The organism is Hyalangium sp. (assembly GCF_045802625.1).
Classification (GTDB): domain Bacteria; phylum Myxococcota; class Myxococcia; order Myxococcales; family Myxococcaceae; genus Hyalangium.
In genome coordinates this window covers 1-3,081 of the sequence record NZ_JBJMQP010000013.1, presented here as the reverse complement: position 1 = coordinate 3,081, position 3,081 = coordinate 1, and the positions used below count along the sequence as shown (strand labels likewise).

Here is a 3,081-nt window from a genome sequence, read left to right as displayed (position 1 = left end):
GCCTGTGCGTGTGCAGGCCGAGGCGCAGGTTCCTCCCGCCGTCAGCAAGCCTGGGCCCATCCGCCCTGAGGCCCCAGAGGTTGACTGGGGCCTGAGGATCCGGCGGGTGCTGGTTGTCGGGCTTCTGCTGGCCATCCCGGGCAGCATCCTGTGGATGGGACACGGGCCGTACTCGAACTCCCCCACGTTTCCACCGAGGGAATCCGCGGACCTCGAATGGGACAGAGACGGCGCAGAAACCTCGCTGGCTGACGCCTCGGTACCCGCGAGCGTGTCCTCTCAGCAGTCAGCCAGTGGCTCGGCGTCCATCGCGCTGCAGATGCCAGAGGAGCCCCTTCCAGGGCAGCGGCGCCCGCCCTGCAGGCCCCGGGAGGAAGCCATCCGCGGTGGATGCTGGGTCAGGTTGAACGACACCTTCTCCCCGCCTTGCGATGACCAATCGTATGTATGGAAAAGCGCCTGCTACGAGCCCAGATTCGAGCGAACCCGCCCTCCCACTTCGAAGGACCCGCAGAAGTAGATTCACGGTGGGGTGCTCTTCGGGGGCACACTCCACCGGGAGCCAGCCGGTGCCGCTGCGCTACGACGACGCCTCGGATGGCTTCCTGTGCGTCTGCCCGCAGGACAACGAGTTCCACACCTGTGATCACCGCACCCAGATCGACGGCAGCGTGGTCTTCGTCACCTCGGCCTGCCAGAAAGAACCCTAGACCCTGTGCATGTCCCGGGAGTCGGGGTCCGGCAGGCCGAGCTGCTCCTGGGCGTCACGCATCCGCTGCTCCCGCTGCCCATCGCCGACTTCAGCGCCAGCGCCGCTTGGCCTCACGCCTACGTCCTCCGCGAGGCTGCTGCCGCGCCAGCTCTCCCTGGGTGCTGGCGAGAGCTCCATGCCGACGACGTCGCTGCGCTGCTTCGTGCGCAGCCCCCTGACGGCCAGCGCGTCCACGAGCGTGAGTCCCACAGCCGTGAGGGTCCCTGCGAGCCGCCAGGCGAAGGGCACCTCCGGCCGGCGCAGCGTGACGCCCAGCACGCAGAGGTCGACCGCATCCCCGGCGAGGCGCCCCCACAGCCAGGGGTGTGGATCACGCTGCGTCAGCAAGCCCACTCCGTTGAGGATCTCTCGCACGCCGTGCGCGCGCACCAGCTCCATGCGCCCCCGAAATCCCAGCCGCTGGCAGAATCGTTCCGCGAAGGTGAGCTCAGTCAAGCCCAGTCCCACGCTCCACCATCCCAGTCCTCGGCAGATCCGGTCGGCATCCATGCGCGATGCACCTCCTGCTGACAAGACTGGGGTTGCCGGGAAGAAACGCCAACGAGGGATCGCTCCGCTGCCCGGTGAGCGGGCGGGGGACTAGCAGTCCTCCCACCCAACAGAGCAGACTCCTGACTCGCTCAGGCCGGGCAGCGCGCAATCAGCCAGTGACTCTGCGTCCATCGCGCTGCAGATGCCAGAGGAGCCCCTTCCAGGGCAGCGGCGCCCTTCCTGCCGACCCCGGGAGGAAGCCATCCGCGCCTGCTACGAGCCCAGATTCGAGACCTGTGATCACCGCACGCAGATTGACGGCAGCGTGGTCTTCGTCACCTCAGCCTTCGGCATGAACGTCGCGGGCGTGGTGGTACGCCGGCTCGCCTCGGCGCGCTGAGCCGCTCCTCCCGGGGAACTCGAGTCCCGTCGGGGACACACAAGCCGAGGCCGGAAGCCGCTGATTCGTCAGGGGCTTCCGGCCTTGGTGTTTTCAGGCCTTGGCTCGTCTCCAGAATGTCTCCACTCTTCACGGCTCGCTCCCTCCCTCCGTCCTTCCGGAAGACCCGAGACGAGGGAGCGCCCCATGACGCCGAATCAAGCCTTCACCGCACTGACCACCACCACCGACCACTTCCTCCAGCAGTGTGCCCTGCAGATCGCCGGCAATCCCGCGCCATCGGCAGTGGTCCCGTACCTCATTGGATACCCGGCGGGCCACGTCCCGCCCCCGGCTCCGGCTCCCATCGTCGGAACGCTCCGGTTCAAGCTCGAGCCGGCTCCGGGAGGCACCATCGACGCCCTCTCGCAGCACGCGTTCAATGCCCACTGCGTGCAGATGGTGAATTACACCGCCCTCGCCGCCCCGGTCGGTCCCGGCATCAACCAAATCCCCGCGTACATCCTGCCCGCGGCCGGTGGCCCCAACATCATGGTGACGGGCCAGCTCTCGGGCTGCACCTTCCTCATGCTCCGGGTGGGCGCGACCGTACTGTGCGCCCACGTCCAGCCTCCGCCTACGCCTCCGGGAGCAGCTCCTGCTCTCACCGGAGCGCAGATGCACACGGACCTCATCAACAACGGCAGGTTCACCGGCCATCCGGGCTCCGTGCTGGTCTGCTTCGGGCGCAACCACTACCCCGGCTCGGCCAACGTCGTTGGCATCCGGGATGGCGCGGGCCAGTGGAACATCTACGCGCAGCTCAACAATGGCCCCGGCAACATCAGCCACGTCGCGAGGATCCTCTGAGGTGTTCCGCGCCCTGGGCGGCCTGGCCCCGCTGGAGCGCCAGGTGAAGAGGCTCCCTACACCTTCGCGATTCAGCGAAAGGCGTGTGCCGTCGCGGGTTTGGGGTACCCCTTCTCCACGGGTTCGAATCCCGTCGGAGACGCTGCGACTGGGGGAGGCGAAGCCCACGGAGCATCATCGTCTCTGGAGTGACGTTCCCGTAGGCTAGAACCCTCCTTGATGTGGAGGGCGCCGCATGGCACCTCGCCTGACCGTCGCAGCCTTGTTCTTGGCCTTGGCTACAGGGTGTGGCACCACACGCGTCGTACGCCTCGACACGGGTCAAGGTGCGCCACGGGAGTACCGGCCGCCCACTGTGAACCAGTCCGTGACGGTGAGCGCGGACACCTTCGAGGAAGCGCTGACGCGGCTGGTGCTCGATCTCCCCCTGAGCATTCGCCCCGCTCGGCAAGGCCAGTTGGTGCGCGCCTCCTTTCCAGGCAATGCCCCCGACGCTCGCTGGCAGCACCTGATGAGCAAGAGCTTCGGCGGCTTCTGCGAGCCGGGCCATCGGCGAGAAGACTGCCTCTCCCTGCTCGACGATGTGATG

General features: G+C 67.6%; 3 protein-coding genes and 2 pseudogenes. 4 read left to right on the top strand and 1 reads right to left on the bottom strand.

All coding sequences use genetic code 11. The annotated features are described in order from the left end of the window. Positions 1–527: 527 nt before the first annotated feature. A complete protein-coding gene (locus ACJ8AT_RS02755; protein ID WP_407735962.1) occupies positions 528–710 on the top strand; it encodes a hypothetical protein in 183 nt (60 codons plus the stop codon). Here ACJ8AT_RS02755 and ACJ8AT_RS02750 read toward each other — a convergent pair. Then, a complete protein-coding gene (locus ACJ8AT_RS02750; RefSeq protein WP_407735961.1) occupies positions 707–1,207 on the bottom strand; it encodes a hypothetical protein in 501 nt (166 codons plus the stop codon). The genes ACJ8AT_RS02755 and ACJ8AT_RS02750 overlap by 4 nt on opposite strands. 322 nt (positions 1,208–1,529) lie before the next feature. Between ACJ8AT_RS02750 and ACJ8AT_RS02745 the strand changes: the two are divergent. The 3 genes and pseudogenes from ACJ8AT_RS02745 to ACJ8AT_RS02735 all read left to right on the top strand — a co-directional run. After that, positions 1,530–1,643 (top strand): annotated as a pseudogene (locus ACJ8AT_RS02745) (tRNA threonylcarbamoyladenosine dehydratase); the annotation flags it as partial. A 186-nt stretch (positions 1,644–1,829) separates the two neighbouring features. Continuing rightward, positions 1,830–2,492, top strand: a complete 663-nt coding sequence (locus ACJ8AT_RS02740; RefSeq protein ID WP_407735960.1) for a hypothetical protein — start codon at positions 1,830–1,832, stop codon at positions 2,490–2,492. A 235-nt stretch (positions 2,493–2,727) separates the two neighbouring features. After that, positions 2,728–3,081: pseudogene (locus ACJ8AT_RS02735) on the top strand (hypothetical protein); the annotation flags it as partial.

Coding starts and splice junctions, on each gene's coding strand:
- ACJ8AT_RS02740 (WP_407735960.1), top strand. CDS start 1,830: ATGACGCCGAATCAAGCCTTCACCGCACTGACCACCACCACCGACCAC.